The 14,255-nt window shown below is 42.4% G+C and carries 14 protein-coding genes and 1 pseudogene; 11 read left to right on the forward strand and 4 right to left on the reverse strand.

Going from position 1 to position 14,255, the window contains the following annotated elements; genetic code table 11:
* Nucleotides 1–33: 33 nt before the first annotated feature.
* From urtB to urtE, 4 genes and pseudogenes are all read left to right on the forward strand, one after another.
* A pseudogene (gene urtB / locus CDG62_RS03390) lies at nt 34–1,548 on the forward strand (urea ABC transporter permease subunit UrtB); the annotation flags it as partial.
* Nucleotides 1,549–1,552: 4 nt separating this feature from the next.
* On the forward strand, nt 1,553–2,626 hold the full coding sequence (gene urtC, locus CDG62_RS03395; RefSeq protein WP_087526657.1) for an urea ABC transporter permease subunit UrtC: 1,074 nt from the start codon (nt 1,553–1,555) through the stop codon (nt 2,624–2,626).
* Complete coding sequence (urtD, locus tag CDG62_RS03400) at nt 2,623–3,441, forward strand: urea ABC transporter ATP-binding protein UrtD (protein WP_087526658.1); 819 nt, start codon at nt 2,623–2,625, stop codon at nt 3,439–3,441. Before urtC ends, urtD begins: the two co-directional genes overlap by 4 nt.
* Nucleotides 3,442–3,451: 10 nt before the next feature.
* The gene (gene urtE / locus CDG62_RS03405) at nt 3,452–4,150 is read left to right on the forward strand and encodes an urea ABC transporter ATP-binding subunit UrtE (protein ID WP_087526659.1); all 699 of its coding nucleotides are present in this window, start codon (nt 3,452–3,454) and stop codon (nt 4,148–4,150) included.
* Nucleotides 4,151–4,230: 80 nt separating this feature from the next.
* On the opposite strand, the gene CDG62_RS03410 is transcribed toward urtE, so the two are convergent.
* The gene (locus tag CDG62_RS03410) at nt 4,231–4,941 is read right to left on the reverse strand and encodes a phospholipase D family protein (RefSeq protein ID WP_087526660.1); all 711 of its coding nucleotides are present in this window, start codon (nt 4,939–4,941) and stop codon (nt 4,231–4,233) included.
* A 354-nt stretch (nt 4,942–5,295) separates the two neighbouring features.
* On the opposite strand from CDG62_RS03410, the gene CDG62_RS03415 reads away from it, so the two are divergent.
* The gene (locus CDG62_RS03415) at nt 5,296–5,802 is read left to right on the forward strand and encodes a DUF1877 family protein (RefSeq protein WP_087526661.1); all 507 of its coding nucleotides are present in this window, start codon (nt 5,296–5,298) and stop codon (nt 5,800–5,802) included.
* Here CDG62_RS03415 and CDG62_RS03420 read toward each other — a convergent pair.
* Both CDG62_RS03420 and CDG62_RS03425 read right to left on the reverse strand, forming a co-directional pair.
* A complete protein-coding gene (locus CDG62_RS03420) occupies nt 5,791–6,297 on the reverse strand; it encodes a GNAT family N-acetyltransferase (protein ID WP_087526662.1) in 507 nt (168 codons plus the stop codon). The genes CDG62_RS03415 and CDG62_RS03420 overlap by 12 nt on opposite strands.
* Before the next feature lie 96 nt (nt 6,298–6,393).
* The gene (locus CDG62_RS03425) at nt 6,394–7,125 is read right to left on the reverse strand and encodes an outer membrane protein OmpK (protein WP_087526663.1); all 732 of its coding nucleotides are present in this window, start codon (nt 7,123–7,125) and stop codon (nt 6,394–6,396) included.
* A 690-nt stretch (nt 7,126–7,815) separates the two neighbouring features.
* Here CDG62_RS03425 and CDG62_RS03430 point away from each other — a divergent pair.
* The 5 genes from CDG62_RS03430 to CDG62_RS03450 all read left to right on the forward strand — a co-directional run bounded on the left by CDG62_RS03430 (nt 7,816) and on the right by CDG62_RS03450 (nt 12,161).
* On the forward strand, nt 7,816–8,190 hold the full coding sequence (locus tag CDG62_RS03430) for an HPF/RaiA family ribosome-associated protein (protein WP_004691760.1): 375 nt from the start codon (nt 7,816–7,818) through the stop codon (nt 8,188–8,190).
* 141 nt (nt 8,191–8,331) lie between these two features.
* Nucleotides 8,332–8,874, forward strand: coding sequence for a hypothetical protein (locus CDG62_RS03435; protein WP_004978318.1), 543 nt, complete (start codon nt 8,332–8,334; stop codon nt 8,872–8,874).
* 14 nt (nt 8,875–8,888) lie between these two features.
* Nucleotides 8,889–9,659, forward strand: coding sequence for a transporter (locus CDG62_RS03440; RefSeq protein ID WP_087526664.1), 771 nt, complete (start codon nt 8,889–8,891; stop codon nt 9,657–9,659).
* A gap of 84 nt (nt 9,660–9,743) precedes the next feature.
* A complete protein-coding gene (gene dsbD / locus CDG62_RS03445; RefSeq protein ID WP_416232137.1) occupies nt 9,744–11,504 on the forward strand; it encodes a protein-disulfide reductase DsbD in 1,761 nt (586 codons plus the stop codon).
* Nucleotides 11,505–11,522: 18 nt separating this feature from the next.
* The gene (locus CDG62_RS03450) at nt 11,523–12,161 is read left to right on the forward strand and encodes a glutathione S-transferase family protein (protein ID WP_087526666.1); all 639 of its coding nucleotides are present in this window, start codon (nt 11,523–11,525) and stop codon (nt 12,159–12,161) included.
* Here the strand turns inward: CDG62_RS03450 and CDG62_RS03455 are convergent.
* Nucleotides 12,158–13,393, reverse strand: coding sequence for a GGDEF domain-containing protein (locus CDG62_RS03455; RefSeq protein WP_171405700.1), 1,236 nt, complete (start codon nt 13,391–13,393; stop codon nt 12,158–12,160). The two genes, CDG62_RS03450 and CDG62_RS03455, sit on opposite strands and share 4 nt — an antisense overlap.
* 245 nt (nt 13,394–13,638) lie before the next feature.
* Here CDG62_RS03455 and CDG62_RS03460 point away from each other — a divergent pair, with 245 nt between their 5' ends.
* Nucleotides 13,639–14,205: an FMN-dependent NADH-azoreductase gene (locus CDG62_RS03460; RefSeq protein WP_087526668.1), complete on the forward strand. Its 567-nt coding sequence runs from the start codon at nt 13,639–13,641 to the stop codon at nt 14,203–14,205.
* Nucleotides 14,206–14,255 lie beyond the last annotated feature (50 nt).

Consider the following 14,255-nt stretch of genomic DNA (forward strand, 5'->3'; position numbering starts at 1 on the left):
CTTTCTGCTCAGACCCAAAGCGTATCAGCATCGAATGATACGATTCAACGGTTTGTGAAAGCTGAATTTGCTGAGCGCCGTGCCATGCTCAACCAATGGCCGGGCACGATTGAAGAATTTGATCGACTGGTGGCACTGATCGACAGTGATGAGCTGTATCGGGACAGCGCAGGCACGACGTATATTTTAAAAAATAATGAAAAATTATTGCGTTATCCTGATGAGCAAGTGATTGAAACTTGGCCAGTGGATTTGTCTCAAGTGACATTGGTCAACACTTTACGTCAAGCCTTAAACTTTGGACAGGCACAGGCCAAATTAAAATCTGAAGAATCTGCCCAACGTTTAGCAGCCATTGATATTTTAGAAAATAATCTGTCTGAACTGAATGTTGCGCAGATTAATCAGCTCTATCTGCATGAACAAAATAATAAAGTCAAACAGCGCTTGGCACAGCTTAAAGCGCGCCTCGACTTTGAAAGTCCAGATGTTTTAGTCCAAATTCAGGCTGCTAAAGTTCTTGCCGATTCTAACCGCCCCGATGTGCTGGCACTGATTGAGCAGGCTTTAACTCAATCAAATTTGAACCCAGAACTCAAAGCTGTGTTGGTGGATGCCAAAAGTAAGATCAAAACCCGCATCCAAGCCAGTGAATGGGCTGGACATGTGTTTTCAGGTTTCAGTACAGCCAGCATTTTACTGCTTGCGGCACTCGGTTTAGCCATCACTTATGGCCTGCTTGGTGTGATTAATATGGCACATGGTGAGCTGATTATGATTGGGGCTTATACCACCTATGTGGTGCAAAGTCTGTTTAAGACCTACTTGGGTAGCTATGTCGATTGGTATTTGATTGCTGCCATTCCTTCAGCCTTTTTGGTGAGCGCGTTAATTGGCATGTTGATTGAACGGACGGTGATTCGGCCACTATATGGTCGTCAGCTTGAAACCTTGTTGGCCACTTTTGGGGTCAGTCTGATTTTGATGCAATTGGTGCGGATGATTTTTGGCGCACAAAATGTTGAAGTCTCGAATATTTCTTGGTTATCGGGTGGGATTGCCTTAAGCCCAAGTTTGATGCTGCCGTATAACCGGATTGCCATTATTGTGTTTACAGTTGCGGTACTACTGCTGTTGGTTTATCTGCTCAATAAAACCCGCTTTGGTCTGTTTGTTCGTGCCGTGACACAAAACCGTCAAATGGCACGTGCTGTTGGTATTCGCTCTAGCCGTATCGATATGTTGGCCTTTGGGCTGGGTTCTGGGCTGGCTGGTCTAGCAGGCTGTGCCTTAGCACAAGTGGGCAATGTTGGGCCTGATTTGGGGCAGAACTATATTATCGATGCTTTTTTGGTCGTTGTGGTGGGTGGTGTAGGACAAGTTTGGGGAGCTGTGCTGGCGGCGCTTGGTTTAGGGATCAGCGGTACAGTCCTTGAAATTGGGATGGGGGCTGTTCTTGCAAAAATTATTCTACTGGTTCTTGTGATTTTGTTTATTCAAAAACGTCCACAAGGTTTGTTTGCCATCAAAGGCCGTTTTGTGGAGTAAGCGCATGAAAATCACTTCTTTATTTTCCGATAAACCTTATAGTGCGCTTGCTATTGAGGTCTGCTTTGCAGTGATGTTGATCCTGCCTTGGTTACATTTACTACCAGTAGATTCACCCTTTCATCTCTCAGCGTATTGGGTCACCTTGATTGGCAAAATCATGTGTTTGGCTTTGGTGGCTTTGGCGCTGGACTTGGTTTGGGGTTATGCAGGCATTTTAAGCCTCGGCCATGGCTTGTACTTTGCACTTGGTGGCTACGCGTTTGGTATGTATCTGATGCGCCAGACAGCGGGTGACAGCTTGCCTGACTTTATGCGTTTTTTAAGCTGGACTGAACTACCGTGGTACTGGGTGGGTAGCAATCATTTCTTATGGGCTTTGGCCTTGGTGGTGTTGGTGCCTGGTGTAGTGGCCTTCATCTTTGGTTTCTTTGCTTTTCGCTCCAAAATTAAAGGGGTGTACTTCTCGATTATTACGCAGGCCATGACATTTGCTGCGGCACTGTTGTTCTTTCGCAATGAAACAGGCTTTGGCGGAAACAATGGGTTTACAGGCTTTAAGACTATTTTAGGCATGGACATCACGTCTGCACCCATGCGTGCCACCTTATGTTCCTTAACAGCTTTGGTGTTGATGCTGTGCTTTGTGGGGTTGCGTCATTTAATGAATAAACCCTACGGTCGGGTGTTAGGTGCGATTCGAGACAGTGAAAACCGCTTGCAGTACTTGGGCTACCGCACGCTGTGGTACAAGCTTTCTGCATGGGTGCTGTCCGCAGTGATTGCAGGTATTGCAGGAGCACTGTATGTGCCTCAGGCTGGCATTATTAACCCGAGTGAAATGAACCCGGTCAATTCGATTGAAATGGCAGTATGGGTGGCTGCGGGTGGGCGTGGGACGTTGATTGGCCCCATTTTAGGTGCTGGGTTAATTAATGGCGTGAAAACCTATTTCACTGTGGCTTATCCAGAAGCATGGTTATTAATCTTGGGTGCTTTATTTATTGTGGTCACCATTTTCTTACCCAAAGGTGTCATCGGTTTATTTGACCGTTTTAAAAAGGAGCGTAGCGAATGAGTGAGCTAATACAACCTCATGGTGGCCATGCTTCAGACGGCTATGGACGTCCCAAAGAACAAGGTGCCGACTTTAGCCATGGGATTGCACTGTACTTGGAAAAAGTCAGTGTTTGGTTTGATGCTTTTCGTGCCTTAAATGATCTGTCGCTGTACATTCAAGAAGGGGAGCTACGCTGCATCATTGGGCCCAATGGGGCAGGTAAAACCACCCTAATGGATGTAATTACTGGCAAAACCCGACCGACCGAAGGCTCCGCTTTTTTTGGGCAAAACTATGATTTGGCCAAGATGAGTACCGAGCAAATTGCGGAAGCAGGCATTGGGCGTAAATTTCAAAAACCAACGGTATTTGAAAATTTTACAGTGATGGAAAACTTGCTACTCGCGGCACCAAAAGATAAGCGCGTCAAAAAAAGCTTCTTCAGTAAACTGGATCCAGATGCGCAGTTGGCTTTAGATGAGTCTTTGGCGCAAATTCGGCTAGAAGAGTGGGTACATAAACCGGCAGGGCTGTTGTCACATGGACAAAAGCAATGGCTGGAAATCGGCATGTTGCTTATGCAACGTCCTAAGCTGATTCTACTTGATGAACCTGTGGCAGGCATGACTGATGCCGAAACAGAACGTACGGCTGAGCTGTGTTTAGAGTTGAAGAAAAATCATACTTTGGTGGTGGTTGAGCATGATATGAGCTTTATCGACACCATCAGTGAAAAAGTGACGGTACTGGCTCAAGGGGCGATCTTAGCCGAAGGTACATTGGCCGAGGTACAGGCCAATGAAGATGTGATTGAGAAGTACTTAGGGCGTTAAGGAGCCGACCATGTTAGAAGTCAAAGACGTCAATCAGTTTTACGGTGGCAGTCATATTTTAAGAGATGTTTCATTTCAGGCCCCTGTGGGAGAGTGCTCGGTGGTGCTGGGGCGTAATGGCGTAGGGAAAACCACTTTACTGAAATGTTTAATGGGAATTTTACCGATCAAGTCTGGACAGATTTTACTTGATGGCAAGGACATGTCGAAAATGAGCCCTGAACAACGTGTTCGTGCAGGTTTGGCTTATGTGCCACAAGGCCGTGATATTTTTTCGACCTTAACAGTTGAAGAAAATATCCTGATTGGTATGGCCAAGTTTAAAGGTGCTAAAACTCGAAAAGTACCTGAGCATTTGTATGAAATTTTCCCAATTTTAGATGAAATGAAGCACCGCAGAGGTGGGGATTTATCAGGGGGGCAGCAGCAGCAACTGGCTATTGCGCGTGCTTTAGCATCAGAGCCTCGGGTGTTAATTTTGGATGAGCCTACAGAAGGCATTCAACCTTCTATTATCAAAGATATTGGCCGAGTGATTCGTCAACTGGCGGATGGTGGCGAGATGGCGGTGGTTTTGGTCGAGCAGTTTTATGATTTTGCCGAGGAGCTGGCCGATGCATATACCGTCATGGCCCGTGGGCAAGTGATTGCGCAAGGTGCAGGCTGTGAAATGCCTGCAAAAGGGATTCGAGAATTGGTGGCGATTTAAGTTGCTTCACTTCTCCCCACTTCTTTTGGGAGAGAGAAGGCCTCCCTTTTTAAAGGGAGGTTTGGAGGGATTTACTGTTTTTAAATCTCAGTATTTTCATCCCATAGGAAATAAATACCATATTGCCCCGTTCTAAATTCACCCCCAATAGACTTCCCCGAATCTGTAAGTAAGTGCTTTCCATTGTCTGTTAGGTTTAAATAGCCTTTATTGACTAACTTTTCTAATAAGTCTGGGGTTTTAATACCAACTTTGGCAGCAAGTTTTGCTGTAGTTAACTTAGTAAAAGTCGTAATTTCCCCTTCATTTTCTTTAGTTTCTAGTGCCGAAGCAGGTTCTACTTTTACTTCGTCTAAAGTAATACGGACTTCATCACTAATTCGAATGATTCGCTGCGCTTCCTCATAAGCATCTTTAAATACTTCAGCATCCTCGTATTTACGAACCAAGATGCCCATTTCATTGTTATTCACTTGGCTGAATTCATAAAGGTTTAGACTTGAAATAATGCATTCACTTTCATTGACATAACATTTTGCATGCAAGTTTTTGCAGAAGCTAACCCGTACATAATCTAGTTTTTGCATCCATTTGATTTCATCTGGATGTAAATCACTTTTTCCATAAACAATACGAATATCAATTTTGAGACGATCTTTATCTTCGAGTAATTCTTTAATTCGGTCGTTTAACCGTAGGTAAGGGCTAATTAAAATAAGGCGTTCTTTTGCATTTTTAATGAGTTCCTCAAGAAAAAAATTTGTACCACTGGTGTTTAAAAATTTTGCCATTGAACCCTCTGATTATTTTGAATAATTAAATAAGATAATAACGCATAAAGGTAGGGTTGAGGATGACCTCGAACCGCAATTTAAATTTTTCCACTAAGCTGAAAAATATCACAATTACGTCCTGCATAATCCAACCAAAAATGCCAAAGCACTTGGGAAATCCGTGATTTCATCGCCAATATGCATATTTACTCAGACTGGTCCGTTGGAGTATGTGTTTTTCTAGTTCTTGATTTTGAAGTAAAGGTTGGTCATCTTTCACTTTGTATGAAAAATTACTCATACAAATTGTTTGAGCAGTGTGCTTTTAGACGCGTTAAGCTAATGGAAAGCAACAACAATAAGAGCAGCCATATGGACACATTATTATTAAGTATTCCGCCCAATGCGTTGGAAACGTTGATTTTAGAATCGATTTCTGTCGACGATGTGCTGAATTCGGAGTACATCGAGTCACATTTGCTTTTAGGTAAAAACTGGAAAATCTTACAGACGTTATTGCAAGGCAGTTTTAAGTCTGGCACTTCATTACTGGCTTTGAGTGTGCAAGCCGAGCATTATTTGGCAGAGCGCCAAAAACAACTTACAGAGGTGCGTTATAACACCGCGGTTCGTGTGGTTGAAGTCCAAGAGGCTTTAGAAAAACTGGATATCGATGACTTTAAAAAACATATGCAAAACACGTGTTTGAAACGCTTAGAACAGGAACATGGCATCCAGACCGAATCGATTGAATTGCAATTTGCCGAGTTAAGTTTACTCTTTGCTCAGCTTAAAAACTTTTATGAACATGCGGCCAAGCATACCTATGCCGTAATTAGTGTCACCAGTGACAATTTAGTCCCGACCTCACTGATTTAACAGCAGTTGCATCAACACCAGATCACGCCATTGCCCAAACTTCTGTCCGACTTGGGGCATATAGCCAGTTTGTACAAAGCCAAACTTTTCATGTAAAGCAATTGAAGCCAGATTGGCGTGGTCAATCCCTGCAACCATGACATGCATTTGCTGCATTTTTGCTTGTTCAATCAAATAGGCTAAAAGCTGTTGACCTAAGCCCTGACGGGCATAGTTGGGTGAAATATAAATCGAGTGCTCAACGGTATAACGATAGCCTGAAAAATTACGGAAGGTGGCATAATCTGCAAAACCTGCAATGGCCTGCGTTTCTTGGTCTTCCACCACGCAAAATGGAAATTGGTTTTGTTGAAAGTGTAGTAATTGTCTTTGGAAATGCGCTAAATCATAGGCATGTTCATTCCAAGTGGCCATGCCATGTAAAACTTCTGCATTATAAATATTTTGGATCGTGGGCAGATCGCGTTCAGTGGCTGGACGAATGAGAAAAGACATGACGGTAAGGTTGTATCGTTGGGGGCTTTATCATGCTGCTTTTGCATAAAAAAAAGCAAGACAGAAGTCTTGCTTTTGGATATTCACAAAAGTGAATTAGAAGTGGTATTTGATTAACGCACTTACGTCATTTTGGTCAACGCCTTTATAGCCGTATTTGTTATTCCAAACTGAGTGCTCGATACCTACGTAAAGGCGTGTATCTGGAGAAATGTGTTTACCTACATTCCATTTGTACTGACTAGTCCAGTTTAACTCGCTTGCATGGTCATCTTCGGCAGTTGACCAGTCTAGGAAGGCATCAACTAAAAAGTCTTCAGAACCCAGTTTGAACGGTACTGCATAGGTGATGGTCATTTGATAATCATCTTCAGTCAGGTCGTTATCTGCTTTGTAAAAGTTGATGTTTGCATATTGTGTATATGGCACGTTTAAGGCAAACCCAATACCATAGAGGTAGTTGTTGAAACCTTCACCGCCTTCCCATGTTGTTGCAACTAACACGTCTTTAACTGGCCCAAGCTCAAGTTTAGTCCCTGTCATTGCACCTAAGCTGAAACGTGGCGCAACTTCAAAGTAAGTTTCATTGCCATCAGCATCGTTGTTGGTGCGGTCAGCAAAAGCGAAAAAATCGCCATATTTGAAACCTGCTGCATATTCTGCAGTAATAGTTGTTTGCTCAAGTTTTTCGTCCTGAGTCACAAATGGTGATTTGTAGTTTTCACCATATAAACCAGTGAAGCTAAAGTCTTGCCAAATCGGCGCAGCTTGAGAGATTGCCGCAGCAGAAGATAATGCTACAAAAGCAGCAATTTGAGTCAGTTTCATGAATATTTCCCCAAAAAATCGGATACAGGATACCGATTATTAAGCAAAAATAAAGCCAAATTTGACGAACGTCATGGAAAATAAACTTAAAAATGAGTCATTTTTTGTACTTTTTTTACCAAATGGTTTAATGTTGCCTTTCAGGCATGACACTTACATTTGATATGAGCTCTCTTGGCGAAAATGGTAAGTAATTAAATAATAAATTTAGCAATATCGACATGATACAGCTCGAGCGAACCCTAAAATGGAACAAGTTTTGCACTTATTTGGAGATGTTTGCAAAGAATGAGTTGTCGATGTTTGGAGTCATTCCTGCTGTAATTGAAGTTGTCATAATCATGAGATTTTTTTGTTCATTATCGTCAATGAAGTCATGCGAATAGCGAGAAGGTGGAATCTAATCCATTCGTTTTTGGCTATACAAGTAAGGGCTTGTCACAATAAGTATCCTTTTCATATTTTTTTAAAAATATCACTTGCATAATTTTCAGTTAGGCCCGATATTCAAAGGAGAAGGACACAGATCTGCAGACTCAAAAGTGTTCATCATTCAATCGATGGAGGTCGCATTCCAAAGCAATTGAAGATGGTCGAATACTGTTAAAACAGTACGTTACAAGTGTACCAAGAGATAAAATTCTTCGTGCAAAAAAGAGTCGAATAAAGAAAGAGAGAGGATGTTATTTTATGAACATAGAAATCCGTACAGATAAAAACATTCAAAATAGTGACCGTTTAATTAGTTATATACGCGAAGAGTTGAATCAAGAATTTCAACGTCACAGTGAGCGCATTACCCATTTTTCAGTGCATTTAAGTGATGCCAATAGCCATAAAGGCGGAGATGACGATATTCAATGCATGATTGAAGCACGTCCAGCAGGTTTAAAACCCGTGGTTGTAAATCATAAAGGTCATAATGTTGATACCGCGATTCATGGCGCGATCGATCGCCTTAAACGTAGTTTAGAACATACCTTTGAAAAAAATGATAAACCACGTGCTGGCCAACCTGTATATGCAGATCAGGATGATGGCCTAGTTGATGATGAGGAAGATTAAACCTCACCGAATTTAAAAAAAGCCCCTGATTAAGGGGCTTTTTTAATGCTGGGTATACTCACTTTTATCCAACATTACAGATAACAAATGTGCCGTTTATTCGGCATAATAGAATAAACTGAATTGAAGAGCGTCATCTCCATGTTAACCGCGCAACAACAAGCTTTCGTGCAAGCACTTGAAGAATTAGATCTTCAACAAGTTCAACGTCTATTGACTGATGGGTTAAGTCTCAATTTTATCGATCCTGAAAAAGGACCTGTGATTTCTGTATGGTCAGATGGCTTATTCAAATGGTGGGAAGCGATTTGCGAAGCGTATGAAGCAGGCGCACCACTGTCAGAACAAGAAAAACAACAGACTCTAGCGGTACATTTAGACATTTTAGAACAACTGATTCATGGCAAAGCAAACTTGCATTTGTGGGATACAGAAGAAATTTATGGCCCACTTTGGGATGCTGCAAGTGCGGCGTGTGCGCCCGCGGTCAAACGTTTGTTGGACGAAAAAGTCGATCCAAACACCAAAGATGAAGATGGCTTAACTATTTTATCCTCCATTAGCGATCTATTCTTTGATTGTGAGTTTGACGAAATTAATTGGGCCGAAGCATTGGCTGAAGAAAAGCAAACCTTAGAGTTGCTTCGTCAGCATGGTGCAAAAATGACAAAAGAATTAGCTTAAACAGCGAGATCATCATGATGCAATTAAAACATTTAGGTTTATGTGTAGCCGCTGGGTTCAGTATGAATGTGATGGCCGCAGATTTTTCCTTTGACCGTCCGGGTTCGGGCATAGGGACAGGGATTACGCCTGTGGGGCAGTTGGCTTGGGAGCAGGGCTTGGCCAATGCGCACTATGCTGAATCGACCACGGCTGATGGTGAAAAAGTCAAAACCACCAACTTAAATGCAGATATGTTATTGCGCACAGGGTTGGCTGAAAACATCGAATTGCAACTGGGTTGGGCGGGTCCGTCGTGGCAGCAAGTGAAAGTGGCAGGCAATAAGTCTGAAACAGATGGTTTGGGTGATGTCAGTGTGGGGGTGAAAGCGGCAATTCCACTGGATGATGAACGCTTGAGCATGGCAGTGTTAGCTGAAGCGATTATTGCCACAGGTAATGATGGTTTCACCAATGAAGATGATATTTATAGCCTGTCATCTGTGGTGGCATACGATTATAGCGACCTCGTGTCGACATCTATCACCATGCGTTATGAAGTACAAAATAGTGATTGGGCCATTTCTGCGATTCCGACTTTAGAGTACCAATTTACCGATAAACTCAGTGGTTTCTCTGAATTGGTTTACCGTAAAGCAGAAAGTCAAGACAATGAATATGCGCTCGGTACAGGTGTCATGTATGCGGTGAATAATCGGATGCAGTTGGATGCAAGTGTTGGTGTCGACTTAAATGGTTCAGATAAAAGTTATTATTCAGGCCTTGGCGTCTCATACTTATTTTAATTAGAAAAAGAACATATTATGAAAAAGCATCTTCATCTGAAACAGGGGATGAGCGGCAAAACGTGGTATTTGGCATTGTCAGTATTGATCATCAATCTGTGTATTTGGGCCAGTATCCTAAACGTTCATGCAGAAACTCCACTCCTTTCAGCTGAAGAGGCTTTTCCATTTACAGTGGAATCCACAACTGAGCATACGGCTCAATTGCACTGGAATATTCCTGAACAGTATTATTTGTATCAGCACAAATTTGAAGTGAAACAGGCAGGACAGGCGCTTAAGTTAGAGCTACCTCCAGCCCATGATTTATATGATGAAAATTATGGGCATACCCAAGTTTATTATCAACAAGTACAATTTGATTTAAATACACAAGCTTCGCAAACTTATCAGGTGACTTGGCAGGGTTGTGCCAAAGATCGCATTTGCTATCCACCGCAAAGTATTGAGTTTAAAACTGATATCAATGGCTTGGTCAGCCTACAAGACCAAGCAGGTAGCTCAAAACGACTGCTAGATTTAGCCACGCAATCGAATCCGCAATTTGAGCCGATCAACCCAACAGTCACTACTGAACCCGTCACAACAGCTTCCGATGCGATTGCTGCGCAAGATCAAATTTGGTCTGAAGAGTTAGCCAAAAGCTCATTGGCTTATGGTTTATTGCTGTTCTTTGGCCTCGGAATATTACTGGCGTTTACGCCGTGTTCTTTGCCGATGTTGCCGATTTTAACCTCTTTAATTATTCGCGATAGCAAAGGCCTCAAAGCATGGATGATTGCCTTGGTCTTTGTGAGCAGTATGGCCATGGTCTATGCCATTTTAGGCTTGGTGGCCTCATCTGCAGGGTTGAACTTCCAGCGTTGGCTACAACAGCCATCCACCCTGATTGCTTTTAGCATTCTTTTTGTTTTATTCGCGCTCAATCTATTTGGTTTGTTTGAACTTAAACTGCCGCAGGCTGTGGTGAATAAACTCGATCATATCCAGTCTATGCAAAAGGGTGGAAGCCTGATCAGTGCTGCGATTATGGGCATGATCTCTGCGTTGTTGGTTGGACCTTGTATGACGGCCCCATTGGCAGGCGCTTTACTGTTTATTTCGCAGACACAAAGCCAGTGGCAAGGGGCTATTTTGCTGTTCACCTTAGGGTTTGGTATGGGGACACCATTGTTATTGGCAAGCGTACTGGGTGCTAAGGTATTGCCTCGCGCAGGGTTGTGGATGAATCAGGTTCGAGTATTCTTTGCTTTCATTATGTTGGCTTTGGCGCTGTATTTTGTGCGTCCTTTGCTTTCTGAAACATGGATGCAAGCACTGAGTCTGCTGCTGGGTTTAGGCTTTATTATCTATGTATTGTATCGTTTGATGTGGCATAAAACCCAGTTACGTATGCTATACATCGTGGCTTTAGTCATTGGTGGGACGTATATTGTTTATAGCCAATATCAGCAGAGTCAGCGCTTCTTTGAAGCACCAGTGGCTGCATCTGCACGTTGGCATGTGGCAACGACGGCAGCGGAGTTTAAGCAGCTCTTGGCACAAGCACCCAAAGGTCAAAAAATCATTATCGATGTCTATGCTGATTGGTGTGTTGCTTGTCAGCCAATCGAACACCGTATATTAAAATCGGCAACCGTACAGCAAGCGCTTGCGCCGTATTATTTGATTAAATTGGATTTGAGTCATTACGATGCAACCCATCAAGTGCTTTTAAACCAGTGGGATATTTTAGGACCACCGACCTATTTATTCTTAGATACCTCACAACAAGAAATTCGTGGTTTACGTTTAACGGGTGCATTTACTGAGGCCGAACTGCTAGCCCAATTAAAACGTTTTTAAACCTGAGGGAGAGCGGGTATGCAGCGTTTATATATAGCCAATAAAAATTACTCTAGTTGGTCGATGCGAGCATGGTTGGTCTTGACTGCATTTGATCTGGATTTTGAAGAAATCCTCATTCGCTTTGATGCAGAAGACCCGACCTTTAAACTGCAACTGTCTCAGATTCATGCTAATGCTAAAGTGCCCGTATTGGATGTGGGTGAATTTAAAATTTGGGATTCTTTAGCCATCTGTGAGTATTTGGCCGAGCAAAATCCAGATTTAGCCCTGTGGCCCAAGCTTGACCATTTGAGAGCAGAAGCACGTAGTATCAGTGGTGAGATGCACAGTGGTTTTATGGCACTACGCCAATTGTGTCCAATGCATATTCAAACACAGTACAGCATAGCTGAGGGCCAAGCTCTGTTGGCGCATCATGCTGAATTAAGAGCAGATGTCGAACGAATTGAACAGATTTGGGTACAGCGTTCGGATGAGCATCTCTTTCTATTTGGTGATTTTTCTATAGCCGATGCCTTCTATGCCCCTGTAGTGATGCGTTTCAAGAGTTATGCGCTGCCTGTATCTGAACGTAGCCAGCAGTATATGCAACACATTATGCAGCATTTTGCGGTCATACAATGGGTCGACGCGGCACGGGCAGAAGCCGCTTAGTTAGGTGAAATGTGCTGTGTGTCACCACATGCAGCGCTATATTTGAGCTCACAGGGATTGATTTCCAGATAACATTTGACTTGATTGCGTCCACTGGCTTTAGCTGCATAGAGTGCTTTGTCGGCTTGACTCAAGAGTTGCTGAGGCCTGAGTTCATGGTGAGATTGTGCAATACCAAAACTGGCTGTAACGCGGATGGATTGACCTTCATCATTGTTTATGACTAAAGCCTCGATGGCTGAGCGACAACGTTCCGCAATTTGATAGGCTTTAGGGAGTGAAGCATGTTTTAAAATAAGGATAAACTCCTCTCCGCCAAAGCGCCCCACTAGGTCATGTTTTTGTATTTGGTCATTTAATTCTTGGCTCACAGCGATGAGCACGTTATCTCCCATATGATGTCCAAATTTGTCATTGATGCTTTTAAAATGATCGAGATCTAAGAGGACGACAGCATATGGACTATGCGGATCTTGCTGATGCAAATACTCCAGACTTTGGCTAATACGGCGACGGTTAAATGTATTGGTCAGTGGATCGATCTGACTTAAATGTTGAATGAGTCGTTCACGATGTCGCCATTGGCTAAGTAAAATTTCAAATAAAATTAGACAAGTGATTAGGATAGGGATAACGAAATACAGCATCGACAGGAGCCAAAACCCATTGAGAAAGAGTTGGCCATCAATCTGAAAAATAGGAGCATAAGGAATCACATCAATAAAACTGAGGTAGCCTGAGAAGGTTAAGAAGCCTGTAGCAGGAACTAACATCACATACACAATCTTTCGCTCAAACAACACCAAACCCACAGCGATAAGACAAATATAGACCACCATAGTGACAGGGCTAAACACCCCAATCATATATCCGTTATAGCAAAGTGAGATGATTAAAAATCCAATCGCAATATAGGGCAGGAATCGTTGTACCCAAGTGTGTTTTTGTAGAGCATAGCAAGGGTATATCAAACCCAATAATGTGATGAAAAAAATAGAATTAATAACCAATTTGTGGCGCAAAAGCTGAACATTAACGACATGCCAATATTCTGAGTTGAATAGTACAAAAGTCTCCCAAACTAACCAGATCAAATTGACACAACAGCCGAGAACAAGGATTAAAATACACTTTTTCAAGGTATCCCAGTTCATAATCACTTCCTCTTCAAGTAGATAACGAGAAAGTTTGCCGTTGCTTAGCTGTTTAGGTATTGAGAACCACGAACTCATTCAAACGTTTCATCCTTGATATATCCGCTTTGTTTTTTAAATAATGTGATTGATTTCTTATACATTGCTTTCAACATATCACAATCTTATAAAAAGACGGTATCAAAGGTGACGAACTGAGTACGTAGTTCAGTAGGGAAGACCATTCTATTTTTAGAACATAGTGTTTTGAATAGGTCTATTATTCTAAGAATAATCTTATTTTAAAATGCAACTATTCTATAAAGATTATGTTGGAACACTCCATGAAAGTTTTACACATTGATTCAAGTATTATGGCGGATGCTTCTGTGTCTCGTCAGTTGAGCCAAGCTATTGTTTCGCAACTCAGTGAAAAGCATGCGCAAGTTGAAGTTGAATATTTGGATTTGGCAACGCAACCGATTCCACATTTAGACGCAGAAATTTTAATGGGTCAAAATGTAGAACAATTGGCTCTGGGCGAACGTATTATTCAACAGTACTTAGATGCGGACGTTGTGGTGATTGGTGCAGCTATGTATAACTTCGGGATTACGTCGACTTTAAAAGCGTGGATTGACCGTATTAGTGTTGCAGGTCGTACTTTCAAATATACTGAACATGGCCCGGTCGGTTTGGCTGGTGACAAGAAAGCCTATATTGCCAGTAGTCGTGGTGGTATCTATGGTGAAAATAGTCCTGTTGACTTCCAAGAAGGCTTCTTAAAAACCGTCTTTAATTTTACCGGTGTGACAGATGTTGAAATCATTCGTGCTGAAGGCGTGAATATGGGTCCAGAGCTGAAAGACAAAGCCATTGCAGCAGCTTTAGCACAGGTGCAAACGATTTAATAACAATAACTGTAGTCCCATGATTCCTCATTTGGTCAGCGTTAAGCTGA

The organism is Acinetobacter sp. WCHA55, assembly GCF_002165305.2.
GTDB lineage: Bacteria > Pseudomonadota > Gammaproteobacteria > Pseudomonadales > Moraxellaceae > Acinetobacter.

Excerpts from the sequence above, each read along its gene's own strand:
- CDG62_RS03460 (WP_087526668.1), top strand. The coding sequence starts at position 13,639 with ATGAAAGTTTTACACATTGATTCAAGTATTATGGCGGATGCTTCTGTG.
- CDG62_RS03410 (WP_087526660.1), bottom strand. The coding sequence starts at position 4,941 with ATGGCAAAATTTTTAAACACCAGTGGTACAAATTTTTTTCTTGAGGAA.
- CDG62_RS03425 (WP_087526663.1), bottom strand. The coding sequence starts at position 7,125 with ATGAAACTGACTCAAATTGCTGCTTTTGTAGCATTATCTTCTGCTGCG.
- urtE (WP_087526659.1), top strand. The coding sequence starts at position 3,452 with ATGTTAGAAGTCAAAGACGTCAATCAGTTTTACGGTGGCAGTCATATT.
- CDG62_RS03455 (WP_171405700.1), bottom strand. The coding sequence starts at position 13,393 with ATGAGTTCGTGGTTCTCAATACCTAAACAGCTAAGCAACGGCAAACTT.
- urtC (WP_087526657.1), top strand. The coding sequence starts at position 1,553 with ATGAAAATCACTTCTTTATTTTCCGATAAACCTTATAGTGCGCTTGCT.
- urtD (WP_087526658.1), top strand. The coding sequence starts at position 2,623 with ATGAGTGAGCTAATACAACCTCATGGTGGCCATGCTTCAGACGGCTAT.
- CDG62_RS03450 (WP_087526666.1), top strand. The coding sequence starts at position 11,523 with ATGCAGCGTTTATATATAGCCAATAAAAATTACTCTAGTTGGTCGATG.
- CDG62_RS03430 (WP_004691760.1), top strand. The coding sequence starts at position 7,816 with ATGAACATAGAAATCCGTACAGATAAAAACATTCAAAATAGTGACCGT.
- CDG62_RS03415 (WP_087526661.1), top strand. The coding sequence starts at position 5,296 with ATGGACACATTATTATTAAGTATTCCGCCCAATGCGTTGGAAACGTTG.
- CDG62_RS03440 (WP_087526664.1), top strand. The coding sequence starts at position 8,889 with ATGATGCAATTAAAACATTTAGGTTTATGTGTAGCCGCTGGGTTCAGT.
- CDG62_RS03435 (WP_004978318.1), top strand. The coding sequence starts at position 8,332 with ATGTTAACCGCGCAACAACAAGCTTTCGTGCAAGCACTTGAAGAATTA.
- CDG62_RS03420 (WP_087526662.1), bottom strand. The coding sequence starts at position 6,297 with ATGTCTTTTCTCATTCGTCCAGCCACTGAACGCGATCTGCCCACGATC.